Origin of the sequence: Bradyrhizobium sp. 190 (genome assembly GCF_023073415.1) — a bacterium.
In the GTDB taxonomy this organism is placed as follows: Bacteria; Pseudomonadota; Alphaproteobacteria; order Rhizobiales; family Xanthobacteraceae; genus Bradyrhizobium.
On record NZ_JADPJL010000023.1, the window covers coordinates 131,387 to 145,574 of the forward strand.

12 protein-coding genes are annotated in these 14,188 nt (G+C 63.7%); 7 read left to right on the top strand and 5 right to left on the bottom strand.

From position 1 onward, the window contains the following. Positions 1-74: 74 nt before the first annotated feature. Positions 75-1,286, bottom strand: a complete 1,212-nt coding sequence (locus tag IVB22_RS15575) for an ABC transporter substrate-binding protein (RefSeq protein ID WP_247518200.1) — start codon at positions 1,284-1,286, stop codon at positions 75-77. A 213-nt stretch (positions 1,287-1,499) separates the two neighbouring features. On the opposite strand from IVB22_RS15575, the gene IVB22_RS15580 reads away from it, so the two are divergent. From IVB22_RS15580 to IVB22_RS15610, 7 genes are all read left to right on the top strand, one after another. After that, on the top strand, positions 1,500-2,654 hold the full coding sequence (locus IVB22_RS15580) for an acyl-CoA dehydrogenase family protein (RefSeq protein ID WP_247518201.1): 1,155 nt from the start codon (positions 1,500-1,502) through the stop codon (positions 2,652-2,654). A 158-nt stretch (positions 2,655-2,812) separates the two neighbouring features. After that, a complete protein-coding gene (locus IVB22_RS15585; RefSeq protein WP_247518202.1) occupies positions 2,813-3,967 on the top strand; it encodes an acyl-CoA dehydrogenase family protein in 1,155 nt (384 codons plus the stop codon). Positions 3,968-3,999: 32 nt separating this feature from the next. Then, a complete protein-coding gene (locus IVB22_RS15590; protein ID WP_247518203.1) occupies positions 4,000-4,656 on the top strand; it encodes a glutathione S-transferase family protein in 657 nt (218 codons plus the stop codon). Between the two features lie 88 nt (positions 4,657-4,744). Further along, entirely contained in the window at positions 4,745-5,566 is an 822-nt protein-coding gene (locus IVB22_RS15595) for a helix-turn-helix domain-containing protein (protein ID WP_247518204.1), read from the top strand. A gap of 66 nt (positions 5,567-5,632) precedes the next feature. Further along, a complete protein-coding gene (locus IVB22_RS15600) occupies positions 5,633-6,499 on the top strand; it encodes a 3-keto-5-aminohexanoate cleavage protein (protein WP_247518205.1) in 867 nt (288 codons plus the stop codon). 52 nt (positions 6,500-6,551) lie between these two features. Continuing rightward, positions 6,552-8,168 (top strand): acyl-CoA carboxylase subunit beta, encoded by a 1,617-nt coding sequence (locus tag IVB22_RS15605; protein WP_247518206.1) that lies wholly within the window; start codon positions 6,552-6,554, stop codon positions 8,166-8,168. After that, the gene (locus tag IVB22_RS15610; protein ID WP_374207537.1) at positions 8,165-10,144 is read left to right on the top strand and encodes an acetyl-CoA carboxylase biotin carboxylase subunit; all 1,980 of its coding nucleotides are present in this window, start codon (positions 8,165-8,167) and stop codon (positions 10,142-10,144) included. The genes IVB22_RS15605 and IVB22_RS15610 overlap by 4 nt, the downstream gene beginning before the upstream one ends. Positions 10,145-10,240: 96 nt before the next feature. On the opposite strand, the gene IVB22_RS15615 is transcribed toward IVB22_RS15610, so the two are convergent. From IVB22_RS15615 to IVB22_RS15630, 4 genes are read right to left on the bottom strand one after another with little or no spacing between them, the layout of a single operon-like run. After that, the gene (locus tag IVB22_RS15615; RefSeq protein ID WP_247518207.1) at positions 10,241-11,233 is read right to left on the bottom strand and encodes an ABC transporter ATP-binding protein; all 993 of its coding nucleotides are present in this window, start codon (positions 11,231-11,233) and stop codon (positions 10,241-10,243) included. Then, positions 11,230-12,243, bottom strand: coding sequence for an ABC transporter ATP-binding protein (locus tag IVB22_RS15620; RefSeq protein WP_247518208.1), 1,014 nt, complete (start codon positions 12,241-12,243; stop codon positions 11,230-11,232). The genes IVB22_RS15615 and IVB22_RS15620 overlap by 4 nt, the downstream gene beginning before the upstream one ends. Further along, positions 12,243-13,136 (bottom strand): ABC transporter permease, encoded by an 894-nt coding sequence (locus IVB22_RS15625; RefSeq protein ID WP_247518209.1) that lies wholly within the window; start codon positions 13,134-13,136, stop codon positions 12,243-12,245. Before IVB22_RS15625 ends, IVB22_RS15620 begins: the two co-directional genes overlap by 1 nt. Before the next feature lie 4 nt (positions 13,137-13,140). Next, complete coding sequence (locus IVB22_RS15630) at positions 13,141-14,088, bottom strand: ABC transporter permease (RefSeq protein ID WP_247518210.1); 948 nt, start codon at positions 14,086-14,088, stop codon at positions 13,141-13,143. Positions 14,089-14,188 lie beyond the last annotated feature (100 nt).

Genomic DNA, 14,188 nt, shown 5'->3' on the forward strand with positions numbered 1-14,188 from the left:
CCCGAAAACCGCCCGATCACCTGCCGGGCATCCCGGTTACGTCGGGCTCATTGTTGGTTTTGTCGCGTCAACGCTCACGACCCGCGCAGCAGCTCACTGATCACGTTGAACTGGTTGTCGCGAAACTCGACCATATAGCCGTCCTTGATCGGACGGTAGTCCGTCGGCGAGGTGTTGAGCTTCACGCCGGGCATCAGCATCGGCAGCGTTACGCCCTTGAGGTTGGCCGCCTGCGCCATGATGTTTTGACGGCTGAGGTCGTTCTTGCACTGGGTGAGCACCACGACCAGCGCCTGCGCGACCATATAGCCATAGCCCGCCGCCAGGTTGGCCGGATCGATATTGGGCAGCCGCGCCTTCATGAAGTCCCGGTAGGTGACCAGGTCCGCGTCGGTGGTATCAGCCGAATAGGGCTTTAGCGCCCCGACGGACATGATACCGGTCGCGGCTTCGAGCCCTGCCGGCACCATCACCGTTTCCTTGTTGGCGCAGCCGCTCGAGATAAAACGCATCGGACGCCAGCCGGTTTCGTACGCCTTTCGGATCGCTTGCGCGCAGGCACGCGGCGTTACGCTGTAGATCAGGAAGACGTCGGCCTTGGTGTTGGCGAGCGTGAGGATCTGCGAATCCACCGTGGGATCGGCGACTTCGAAACTCGCAGCCATGGCGATCGCCTTGTCGGCATCAGCCCCAAGCGCCTCCTTGACGCCGCGCAGATAGTCCTTTCCGGCGTCGTCGTTCTGATAAAGGATCGCAAAGCGCGCATTGGGATTCTTGGCGCGGGCGAAGCGCACTTCGATGCCGGCTTCCTCGACATAATTGGGCGCCCAGGGCAGCGCCATCAGCCAGGGCTGGTTGACCGGATCGTTCCATTTCGATGCGGAGCTGATCAGAAACAGATGCGGCACCTTGGCGCCGTTGAGATATTTTGCGGTCGCCGAACTCGGGGCGGTGCCCATGGTTCCGAACATGAAGGCGACGCCGTCATTCTCGACCAATCGGCGCGTCGCCTCGACCGTCTTCGGCGGCGAAAAACCGTCGTCGAGCGAGATCATGTTGAGCTTGCGGCCGTTGACGCCGCCTTTCTCGTTGATCAGGTCGAAATAGGCCGCGAAAGTCTTGCCGGTAACGCTGAGCGCCGACGCCGGGCCGCTATACGGCATGATGTTGCCGAACTTGATCTCGGTGTCGGTGATGCCGGGTTGCTGGGCCGCGGCTGTTGTCGCTGCACCCAGAGCGAGCAGCGCAGAAAAGAAGGCCGGGACGAACTTGCTCGATCGGATCATGCTTCATCCTCCCCGGCGAATGGCCGACAATGTTGTTATTGGTTTTGAACCAAGGCTAGGGCATGCTCAGGCAACCGGTCTTGCGTTCAGTTGCTGGACACAGCAGGCGTCGGTTCGTCGGCGCGGCATGTCGCGCCTGCAAGATGATGCCAGCCGCTCAACGCAAGTTTGCGAGAGGCAAATCGGGGCATCGTGATCCCTCGGGAGGAAAGCATGCTGGAGCGCACAAAGGTGCAAAGCCCGTTCTATACGGCGGAACATGAAGCGTTCCGCGATGTGATGCGCCGCTTCGTGGCGCGCGAGATCGAACCTTACGCTCATGAATGGGACGAGGCCGGCGAGTTTCCGCGCGAGCTTTATCGGAAAGCTTCCGAGATCGGGCTGCTCGGGCTCGGTTTCCCGGAAGAATATGGTGGTGTGGCTGCCGACCAGTTCATGAAAATCGTGGCGTCGCAGGAACTGGCACGCGCCGGTGCGGGCGGCGTCAGTTCGAGCCTGATGAGCCACACCATCGGATCGCCGCCGATCGCGCGCGCCGCGAGGCCGGAAGTCAAGGCGCGGGTGCTGCCGCAGGTGCTGTCGGGCGAGAAGATTTCGGCGCTCGCGATCACCGAGCCCAGCGGCGGCTCCGACGTCGCCAATCTCAGAACCAAGGCGCGGCGTGACGGCGACCATTATATCGTCAGCGGCGAAAAGACGTTCATCACCTCGGGCATGCGGGCCGATTATCTTACGGTTGCGGTACGGACCGGCGGCGAGGGGCCGGGCGGCGTCAGTTTGTTGCTGATCGAGGGCGACACGCCGGGCCTGTCGCGCACAAAACTGAAGAAGATGGGCTGGTGGGCGTCGGACACCGCCACCCTGCATTTCGACGAGTGCCGCGTGCCGGTGGCAAACCTGATCGGCGAGGAGGGTCAGGGTTTCAAGATCATCATGCACAATTTCAACAGCGAGCGCATGGGCATGGCGGCGAGCTGCACGGCTTACGCTCGCGTCTGCGTCGAGGAGGCGATTGCCTACGCCAAGGAGCGCAAGACCTTTGGCAAGCCGATCGCGCAGCATCAGGTGATCCGCCACAAGCTGGTCGACATGGCGCAGAAGGTCGCGTCGTCGCAGGCGATGCTGGAAATGCTGGCGTGGCGGCTCGGGCAGGGCGAGAGCCCGGTTGCTGAAATCTGCATGATGAAGAACCAGGCGACCCAGACCATGGCGTTCTGCGCCTCCGAGGCCGTACAGATTTTTGGCGGCGCCGGCTTCATGCGCGGCATCAAGGTCGAGCGCATCTACCGCGAGGTGAAGGTTAATGCCATCGGCGGCGGCACCGAGGAGATCATGAAGGATCTCGCCTCGAGGCAGATGGGGTTGTGACGTTCTCTCTCTGTCATGCCCGGGCAGAAGCGCGAAGCGCGTCTTCGCGCTAGATGACCGGGCATCCACGCCTTGCGGCACCGGAAGAAGGACGTGGATGGCCGGGACAAGCCCGGCCATGACGCAAGTGGAAATACCGATTGGAGCCTGGCCAAGAAATGCTCTTCACCGCCGATCACGACGAACCTCGCCGCATCCTGCAAAAGTTCATCGCCGCCGAAATCAATCCGTTCGTTGATGAGTGGGAGAAGGCCGATATCTTCCCGGCGCATGAACTGTTCAAGAAGCTCGGCGATCTCGGCTTCCTCGGTCTCAACAAGCCCGTCGAATTCGGCGGCCAGGGGCTCGATTACTCCTACGCGCTGATGATGGCCGAGGAGCTCGGCGCCATCACATGCGGCGGCGTGCCGATGGCGATCGGGGTGCAGACCGACATGGCAACGCCCGCGCTGGCGCGGTTCGGTTCAGACGAGGTGCGGCACGAGTTTCTGGCGCCCGCCATTGCCGGCGACGCTGTGGCCTGCATCGGTGTCTCCGAGCCGGGCGCGGGCTCCGACGTCGCCTCGATCAAGACCAATGCGCGCTCCGATGGCGACGATTACGTCATCAATGGCGGCAAGATGTGGATCACCAACGGCGTGCAGGCCGACTGGATCTGCCTGCTCGCCAACACCAGCGACGACCAGGTCCATCGCAACAAGTCGCTGATCTGCGTGCCCATGAAGAGCAAGGGCGTGCAGGTCGCGCGCAAGCTCGACAAGATGGGCATGCGCTCGTCCGATACCGCGCAGATCTTCTTCGACAATGTCCGGGTGCCGAAGCGCAACCGCATCGGCGAGGAGGGCAAGGGCTTTACCTACCAGATGGTGCAGTTCCAGGAGGAGCGGCTGTGGGGCGCAGCCGCCTGCCTCAAGGCGCATGAATTCATCATCGCCGAGACGATCGAGTACACCCGCAACCGAAAAGCGTTCGGAAAGTCGATCCTCGACAACCAGACCGTCCACTTCAAGCTCGCGGAGATGCAGACCGAGGTCGAACTGCTGCGCGCGCTGATCTACCGCGCCGCCGAGGCGCTGGTTGCAGGCGAGGACGTGACGCGGCTCGCCACCATGGCCAAACTCAAGGCGGGGCGTCTGGGCCGCGAGTTGACCGATGCCTGCCTGCAGTTCTGGGGCGGCATGGGATTCATGAACGAGACGCCGGTGAGCCGGGCCTATCGCGACAGCCGCCTGACCTCGATCGGCGGCGGCGCCGACGAGGTGATGCTGACGGTGCTGTGCAAGATGATGGGCACGCTGCCCAAAAACCAATAAGAAGCGATCGGAAGTCACGAAGGGAACGCCTGATGATCACGCTCTATCACTGCGACGGCGCACGCTCGTTCCGTCCGCTCTGGATGCTCGAAGAGATGGGCTTGCCCTATGAGCTGAAAATGCTGCCGTTCCCGCCGCGTGTGTTCGCCAAGGAATATCTCGCGATCAATCCGCTCGGCACCATTCCGTTCATGATCGACGGCGAGACCAAAATGACGGAGTCCTCCGGTATCTGTTATTACCTCGGCACCAAATACGGCCCGACACCGCTGGTGGTCGGGCAGGACGATCCGGCCTACGGCGCCTTCCTGAACTGGATGTATTTCAGCGACGCCACGCTGACCTTTCCGCAAACGCTGGTGCTGAGGTACAGCCAGCTCGAACCGGAAGAACGGCGGAACCCCCAAGTGGCTGGCGATTATGCCAAATGGTTCCTCGGCCGGCTGCGCGCCGTTGAGGCAGCCACCGCGAATGCCGAAACCTTGTGCGCCGGCCGATTCACCGCAGCCGATATCGTGAACGGCTATGCGTTGCGGCTCGCCGGCAATATCGGGCTCGCCAAGGATTTCGGCCCCAACGTCGCCGCCTATTGGGGTCGGTTGCAGGAACGCGACGGGTACAAGCGGGCGGTGGCGGCGGAACGCAAGGCCGGTGTTGAACAGAATGTGGCGCCGCGCGTACGCGCCTGAGGGCTCCTTCTGTCGGTGACAGACACCGAATTTCCGCTATGGTTGACCCCGTCGCAGCGGCCAAAGAGCCGCGCGAGGAGGACGCACCATGGACGACATCGGCCAAAAATCCGGCCATCTGATGCTGATCACCCCGGAGCGCGTTTTTTACGCGGGTCTGCTCGGCCGCCCGCGCCAACGCTGCTCGGGCGCGTTCAACATCTATGTCTCGATCGAGGGCGGGCTGTGGCTCACGACCGCCGATGGCCGGGAAACCCATGGTGAGATGGTCGCTCTGTTGCCGAACGTCAGGCACACCATCGCCAGCGACTATCGTTCGGTGCTCAGCGTTGTGATCGAACCGGAGAGCGTTCGTCCCGGCGCGCTCGAAGACCTCGCCAAACGACTCGCGGGCCCTGAAGGCGAATCTTTCACCAGCCGCATCCGCGCCGCCTATCGCGAACTGCGCGAGCATCACGCCGGCGACGCGTTCTCCAGCGCCGAATTCGATTCTCTCTGCCTTGGCGAGGCATTGCCGCAGCGCGTGCTCGATCCCCGCGTGGCGCGTGCGATTCTGCAGATCGGAAAATTCTCCGGCGAGCCGGTGACGGCGGCTAGCTGCGCCGCGGAGGCGGGCCTATCTCCGTCGCGCTTCCTGCATTTGTTCAAGGAAGAGACCGGCATTTCCTTCCGTTCGTTCCGCGCCTGGAAGCGGGCGCGGCATCTGCTTCATTTCGCCAACCAGGACATCAACCTTGCGCATCTCGCGCAGGATATCGGCTATCCCGACTCCACGCATTTCAGCCACTCGATTCGCCGCTTCTATGGCTTGAAGCCGCGCGCGATCTTTTCGGGTTCGCGCGATCTGGCGATCTACAGCCACCGCCATGCCGCCGCCCGCAATAGCGGGTTGACGCAAGAAGCCGGCTGATGCCGGACGCATGATCGCGCTGGATGTTTTCGCGATCCCTCGCGTCCCGCTTTCGAAGGTTGATCCATGGGCGACAAGGCCGTCATTACCTGCGCGCTGAACGGCGTGCTGACCGATCCGAAGCAGCACAATGTGCCTGTTACACCGGAGCAGATGGCGCGCGAGGCCAAGGCCGCGTTCGACGCCGGCGCCAGCATCATGCACGTCCATCTGCGACAGCAGGAGCCGAACAAGGGGCATCTGCCGTCCTGGGACGTCAGCGTCAGCAAGGAAATTCAGCAGGCCATTCGCGAGGCCTGCCCCGGCGTCATCATCAACCACACCACGGGCACGTCGGGGCCCAAGTATCAGGGCGCGCTCGATTGCGTGCGCGAGACGATGCCCGAGATTGCGGCCTGCAACGCCGGGTCGCTGAACTATCTGAAGGTGAAGTCCGACAACACCTGGGCCTGGCCGCCGATGATGTTCGATAACGCCGTCGAGAAGGTGCAGGACTATCTCGACGTCATGAAGGAAGCGGGCACGATTCCGGAGTTCGAATGTTTCGACGTCGGCATCGTGCGCTGCGTCGGCATGTACCGGCAGACCGGAATGTATTCCGGCCCGCTCGAATATAACTTCGTGATGGGCGTCGCCTCCGGCATGCCGGCCGATCCCGACCTGCTGCCGATCCTGTTGAAGCTGAAACTGCCGGAAGCGCATTGGCAGGTCACCGCGATCGGCCGCGCCGAAATCTGGCCGCTGCACCAGCGCTGCGCCGATCTCGGCGGACATTTGCGCACCGGACTCGAGGACACTTTCTATCTCGGCGACGGTACCAAGGTGACTTCGAACGGGCAGTTGATAGAGGCCATTGCCGCTTGCGCGCGGCGCGCGGGCCGCGAGATCGCGAGCCCCGCCGAAGCGCGGCAGATTTTTGGGACAAGGCATTGAGGTCGTCATTCCGGGGCGCGAAGCGAGCCGGAATGGCGGAGTGAGTTAAATTATGGCCATTCTCGAGTCGACGATCGTTCCCTCTAGTCCTGCCTTCAAAGCCAATCGCGACGGCATGCTGGCGTTGATCGCGCGGATGCGCGCGCTTGAAGATCGCACGCGGACGGCGTCCGCGGCGGCCAAGGAACGGTTCCACAGGCGCGGGCAGTTGCTGCCGCGCGAGCGCGTGGCGCTGGTGCTCGATCCCGGTTCACCATTCCTCGAACTGTCGACGCTGGCCGGCTACATGTTCGATGTGCCCGACGCCGACAAGAGTATTCCCGGTGGCGGGGCGATCGCCGGCATTGGTTTCGTCTCCGGCATCCGCTGCATGGTCAGTGCAAACGATTCCGGTATCGATGCCGGCGCACTGCAGCCGTACGGTCTCGACAAGACGCTGCGGGTGCAGGAACTGGCGCTGGAAAACAAGCTGCCTTACGTGCAACTGGTCGAAAGCGCCGGCGCCAACCTGCTGCGCTACCGGGTCGAGGATTTCATCCGCGGCGGCAACATCTTTCGAAATTTGGCGCGGCTGTCGGCGGCGGGGTTGCCAGTCGTCACCGTGACGCATGGCTCTTCTACCGCCGGCGGTGCCTATCAAACGGGGCTTTCGGACTACATCGTGATGGTCCGCGGCCGAACCCGCGCGTTCCTCGCGGGGCCGCCGCTGTTGAAGGCCGCGACAGGAGAGATCGCGACCGAGGAAGAACTCGGCGGCGCTGAGATGCACACCTCGATTTCCGGCCTCGGCGATTATCTTGCCGAAGACGATCGCGACGCGCTCCGCATCGCGCGCGACATCATGGCCAACCTGGAATGGGACCGGCCGAAGCCAGCGGAAGCTTCGTTCAAGCCGCCGCGCTACGATGCGGAGGAGTTGCTCGGCATCATGCCGATGGATCACAAGCGTCCCGTCGACATGCGTCAGGCCATCGCGCGCTTCATTGACGATTCCGATTTCACCGAGTTCGGCGCCAACTACGGTCCCGCAACCGTGTGCGGCCACGCCCGCATCGAGGGGCAGGCGATCGGGATCATCACCAATAACGGCCCGCTAGATGTGCCCGGCGCCAACAAGGCGACGCATTTCATCCAGGCCTGCTGCCAGTCGCGCACGCCGATCCTCTACATGAACAACACCACCGGCTACATGGTCGGCAAAGCCTACGAGGAAGCCGGCATGATCAAGCACGGCTCCAAGATGATCCAGGCGGTGACGTCGGCCACCGTGCCGCAGATCACGATCTATTGCGGCGCGTCCTTTGGCGCCGGCAATTACGGCATGTGCGGGCGCGGCTTTCATCCGCGCTTCTGCTTCTCCTGGCCGAATGCCAAGACCGCCGTGATGGGCGGCGAGCAGGCGGCGGAAACCATGGCGATCGTGACCGAGGCTGCAGCGGCGCGGCGCGGCAAGCCGATCGAAAAGGAGAAGCTCGACGCCATGAAGGCGCAGATCACGGGCGTGTTCGATGGCCAGATGGACGTGTTCTCGACCAGCGCGCGCGTGCTCGACGACGGCGTGATCGATCCGCGCGATACCCGCAGCGTGCTTTCCGAGGTGCTGGCGATCTGCCGTGAGGCCGAGGCCCGCACGCCGCAGCGCATGCAATTCTCGGTCGCGCGGCCATGAGCGGAATTGAAATGAAGCGGACGCCGTTCTTCAAGATCCTTGTCGCCAACCGCGGCGAGATCGCGCTGCGGATCATGCGCACGGCGCGCCAGCTCGGTTATGGCGTGGTCGCCGTCTATTCCGATGCTGACCGGGACGCGCTGCATGTCCGCGAAGCCGATCAGGCGGTCCGGATCGGCGAGGCGCTGCCGGCGCAGTCCTATTTGCGGATCGATGCGATCATCGCGGCCGCCAAGGCCAGCGGCGCCAGCGCGATTCATCCGGGCTATGGCTTTCTCGCCGAGAACGAGGATTTCGCGCAGGCCTGCCGCGATGCCGGACTGGTGTTCATCGGGCCGTCGCCGGAGTCGATCCGGGCGATGGGCAACAAGGCCGGCGCCAAGGACATCATGCAGAAGGCCGGCGTGCCTTGCGTGCCCGGCTATCAGGGCGCGGACCAGAGCGACGCCGTGATGCTGGCGGAGGCAAAAAAGATCGGCTTTCCCGTCATGATCAAGGCGGTCGCGGGTGGCGGCGGGCGCGGCATGCGGTTGGTCGCAGATGCTGCAGCGTTCCCGGACGCGCTGCGCAGCGCAAGGTCGGAGGCGCAGGGCGCGTTCGGTGATCCCACCGTCATCCTGGAGCGGGCCATCGTCAATCCGCGCCATATCGAAATCCAGGTGTTCGGCGACCGCTATGGCAACGCCATTCATCTCGGCGAGCGTGATTGTTCGGTGCAGCGCCGGCATCAGAAAGTGATCGAGGAAGCGCCGTCGCCGAAGGTGACGCCGGATTTGCGAGCGCGCATGGGCGCGGTTGCGGTAGCTGCGGTGAAATCGATCGGCTATGAGGGCGCGGGCACGCTGGAATTCCTGCTCGACGAGGGCGGCGAGTTCTATTTCATGGAAATGAACACGCGCCTGCAGGTCGAACATCCCGTCACAGAGGCGATTACCGGACTGGACTTGGTCGAACTGCAGTTGCGCATCGCGGCGGGCGAGCCGCTCTGGCTCAGGCAGGACGATATCAAATTCTCCGGCCATGCGATCGAGGTGCGGCTGTGTTCCGAGGATGCCGGCCATGATTTCATGCCGCAGTCGGGACGGATGGCGCTGTGGCAGATGCCGGATGGTGTTCGCGTCGAGCACGCGCTGCAATCCGGCTCCGAGATTCCGCCGTTCTACGATTCCATGATTGCCAAGATCATCGGCCATGGCGCCGATCGCAACGAGGCGCGGGGCCGGCTGATCTGTGGGCTGGAGCAGACGGCCGCGTTCGGCGTCACCACCAATCAGGGATTTCTGATTTCCTGTCTGCGCCATCCCGGCTTTGCCAGGGGCGAAGCGACTACGGCTTTCATCGGCAATCACCGCGATGAATTGCTGGCATTTCGCGCGAACGACAATGCGGACGCCGCGCTGGCGGCGCTGTTGCTTTATGTCACCAATCCGCATGCGCCGGCGTGGCGCGGTGGCCGCAGCCTGGCTGCGACGTTTCCGCTGACGACGCGGATCGATCTTGGCCATGGCGTGCGCGAGGTGGATATCGTGCGGGAGCGCGATGGGAGCTATGTCGCGGGCCTTGACGGCGGCGAACAGCATTTCGAGATTGACGAACTCTGCCCCGACGCGATCCGCTTCCGCACGGATGGCATCATGGAATCGGCAAGATTCCTGCGCGATGGCGACCGGCTGTATATCCTGCACCGCGGCGCCACGATTGCGGTCCGCGACCTGACGCTTGCAGCACCGGAATCCGCCTCTGCCGCCGGCGGCGACGGCAAGGTGCGCGCGGCGATGAACGGTCGCGTGGTCGCCGTGCTGGTCAAACCCGGTGAGCAGGTTGCGGCGGGCCAGCCTGTGATGACGCTGGAAGCGATGAAGATGGAGCATGTGCACACGGCGGGTGTCGCCGGAACGGTTTCGGCTATCGACGTAGCAGAAGGCGAGCAGGTGACGACGGGCAGGATCGTCGTGGAGATCGCGGCGGTCGCCTAGCTTCGTAGGGTGGGTAAAGGAGCGTAGCGACGTGCCCACCATTTGGCATTCCGCTCGTGATGGTGGGCACGCTGCGCTTTGCCCACCCTACGGATTCTACTCCGGCCGCCCCGTTCCGTCATTCAGCCAGCACGCTACCTGATGTCCTTCGCCGGCCTCCACCAGCGCCGGCCGCTCCACCTTGCAGCGGTCCATGACATATCGACAGCGGGTGTGGAAGGCGCACCCCGAGGGCGGGTTGATCGGGCTTGGGACGTCGCCGTCGACCATGGGCGCAAGACGTTTTGCCTTGGGATCGGCGATCGGGACCGAGGCCAGCAGCGCCTGCGTGTAGGGATGGCGCGGGTTGGCGAACAACTCGCTTTTATCGGCGATCTCGACGATGCGCCCGAGATACATCACAGCGACGCGGTGGCTGATGTGGGCGACGACGGCGAGATCATGGGCGATGAACAGGTACGAAAAATCGTTCTTGCGTTGCAGATCGATCAGCAGGTTGATCACCTGCGCCTGGATCGAGACGTCGAGCGCCGATACCGGCTCGTCGCACACAATGAGACTCGGTCCGAGCGACAGCGCGCGCGCAATGCAGATGCGCTGCCGCTGTCCGCCGGAGAACTGATGCGGATAGTTCTTCATCTGGTCGGAGCGCAGACCCACCTGCGCGAACAGTTCGGCGACGCGTTCCTGTTGCGCCCGACCGGTTGCAAGACCGTGCACGCTGAGCGGCTCGCCGACGATATCACCTGCCGTCATGCGCGGATTGAGCGAGGCGAATGGATCCTGGAACACGATCTGCATCGAACGCCGATGCGGCCGCATCTCGGCCTTGCTCAGGCCGGTGATGTCGGTGCCGTTGAGCTTGATGGCGCCGCTGGACGGCTCCACCAGCCGCAGCACGCTGCGCGCGACCGTCGATTTGCCGCAGCCGGACTCGCCGACCAGCCCGAGCGTCTCGCCCTTGCCGACCGAAAAGCTGACGCCGTCCACCGCATGCACGGTGCCGACGCGCCGCCGCAGGACGCCGCCGCGCACCGCATAATGCTTGACGAGGTCGGTGACTTCGAGCAGGGGACGTTGATCGGTCATGGCGCGCCCACCAATTCAGCCGCCCGCCAGCACGCCGCGAAATGATCGCCGTCGACTTCCTGCAGCGGCGGATATTCTGCGCGGCAGCGATCGATGGCGAGGCTGCAGCGCGGCGCAAAAGCGCAGCCCGGCGGCAAGTTGGTCAGAGACGGCACCATGCCGGGAATCTCGGTCAGCCGCGCATCGGTCTTTGCTCCGAACGAAATCACCGCAGGCATCGAGGCCATCAGCCCGCGCGTATAGGGGTGCTTCGGATTTGCGAACAAGTCTTCCACGGTCGCTTCCTCGACCTTCTTGCCGGCATACATGACGATGACGCGCTGCGCCGTCTGCGCCACGACGCCGAGATCGTGCGTAATCAGGATCAGGCCGGTGCCGAGCGTCTTCTGCAGATCGACGATCAGCGCGAGAATCTGTGCCTGGATCGTCACGTCGAGCGCGGTGGTCGGCTCGTCCGCGATCAACAAGGCCGGCCGGCACGCCAAGGCCATCGCGATCATCGCGCGCTGCCGCATGCCGCCGGAAAGCTGATGCGGATATTCCAGCGCGCGGCGTTCCGGCTCGGGGATACGTACGAGCCGCAGCATCTCGACCGCCTTTGCCCACGTTTCCTTGGACGTCATTTCCCGGTGCAGGCGGAGCACCTCGGTGATCTGGTCGCCGATCCGCATAACGGGATTGAGCGAGGTCATCGGCTCCTGAAAAATCATCGAGATCCGGTTGCCACGGATCTTGCGCATTTCGGCCTCGTCGAGGCCAAGGAGATCGGCCCCTTCCAGCGTCACCGAGCCGCCGACCACCCGGCCCGGCGGGTCCGGCACCAGCCGCATCACCGACAGCGCGGTCACGCTCTTGCCGCAGCCGGATTCGCCGACGATCGCCAGCGTCTCGCCGCGGCGGACGCTGAACGAAACGTCGTCGACCGCGCGGAACAGTCCCGAGTTGGTGAAGAACACCGTCTGCAGGTTCTTCACATCGAGAACCGTGTCATCCTTCTGCGCCTCAGTCATCAGCCGCGCTGCCTCGGGTCGAGGATGTCGCGCAACGCGTCGCCGAACAGATTGGTGCCGAACACTGCAAGGCTGATGGCGACGCCGGGGAAGATCACCAGCCACGGCGCGGTGCGGACATATTCCGCCGCCGATTCCGAGAGCATGCGTCCCCAGGACGGATAGGGCTCGGGGATGCCGAGGCCGAGGAACGACAGCGAGGCTTCGGTGAGGATGGTGGAGCCGAGTTGCGCGGTCGCAAGCACGATCAGCGGCGCCAGCGTGTTGGGCAGCACGTGGCGCAGTGCAATGCGGGTCTCGCTCATGCCGATCGATTTTGCAGCTTCGACGAAGGGCAGCTCACGCAGCGCCAGCGTATTGGCGCGGATGACACGGGCGACCGTCGGGATCAGCGGGATCGCAATGGCGATGATCACGTTCGGCAGCGACGGGCCGAGCGCTGCCGTCATCACCAGCGCCAGCACCAGCAAGGGCAGGGCCTGCAGAATATCGGTGATGCGCTGGAACAGGAGGTCGACCCAGCCCGAGAGATAGCCCGATGCGAGGCCGACGATGACGCCGATCGAGGATCCCAGCAAGGTGGCGCCGATGCCGACCGCAAGTGAGATCCGCGCGCCATGCACGATCCGGCTCCAGACATCGCGGCCGAATGAATCGGTTCCCATCCAGTGCGCCGCGCTGGGTGAGGCCAGCCGTTGCGCGGAATCGACGCTGAGCGGATCGTAGCGGCAGATCAGGTCGGCCGAGATCGCCATCCAGACGAACATCACCATGATGACAAGGCCGATCGTGCCGAGCAGATAGCGCTGAGCCAGAAACAGCAGACGGCGCCAGCCATGCGTCGAATGGGCGCCGGCTCGTCTTAACTCGCTGTCGAAATTAATCGTGGTCAAGCGGCTAGTCCCCATAGCGGATGCGCGGGTCGATCGCGGCGTACAGCATGTCGACGGTGAAGTTCGCGACCACCACGACCACGGCGATCAGCATCACGAGGTTCTGGACGATCGGGTAATCGCGCCAGCGCAGCGCCTCGACCAGGAAGCGGGCGACGCCGGGAATATTGAAAACGGTTTCGGTGACGATCAGCCCGCCGATCAGGAAGGCCGCCTCGATGCCGATCACGGTAATGACCGGGAGAATGGCGTTCTTCAGCGCGTGGCGATAATTGACCGATGCCTCGGACGCGCCCTTGGCGCGCGCGGTGCGGATGTAGTCCTGCCGCAGGATTTCCAGCATCGAGGAGCGCGTGATGCGCATGGTCAGCGCGGCGCTGCGAAAACCGACCGCCATCGCCGGGACGGCATAGATCGCGAAAGCTTCGGTCCAGGTTGCCGGGTTCGGATTATAGATCGGCATGTGGCCGAACAGCGAGACCGACGCCATCAGGATCAACAGGCCGAGCCAGAAGGACGGCAGCGACAGGCCGCTCAGGCTGACGACGCGCAAGGTATAGTCGAGCCGCGAGCCCTGATGGACCGCGCTCAGCACGCCCAAGGGAATGCCGATGGAAGCAGAGAACAGCAACGCAAGCGCTGCCAGCCGCGCGGTGATCGGAATCCGCGGCAGTATCTCCTGCAGCGCCGGCTTTTCCGACACGTAGGAATAGCCGAGATCGCCCTGCAGCAGCCCGCCGATCCAGCTCAGATACTGCACGTAAATCGGCTGGTCGAGGCCAAGTTCCTTTTCCAGGTTGGCCTTGTCGGTGGGATCGACGAAGCCGGCGGCGTCGAACAGGATGTCGACAATGTTGCCGGGGACGACGCGCAGCAGCACGAAGATGATGATCGAGATCCCGACCAGGGTCACGAGCATCAATGCGAGGCGTCGCACGATATAAGCAAACACCTGGCGGTTTCTCCCTGGCAGGCTGGCTAGCGTTCGATTCTGACTAAATCAGAACCGAACTCCAGTTCTTTTTGTTTTGACGCGTTTTCTTCACGCGAAC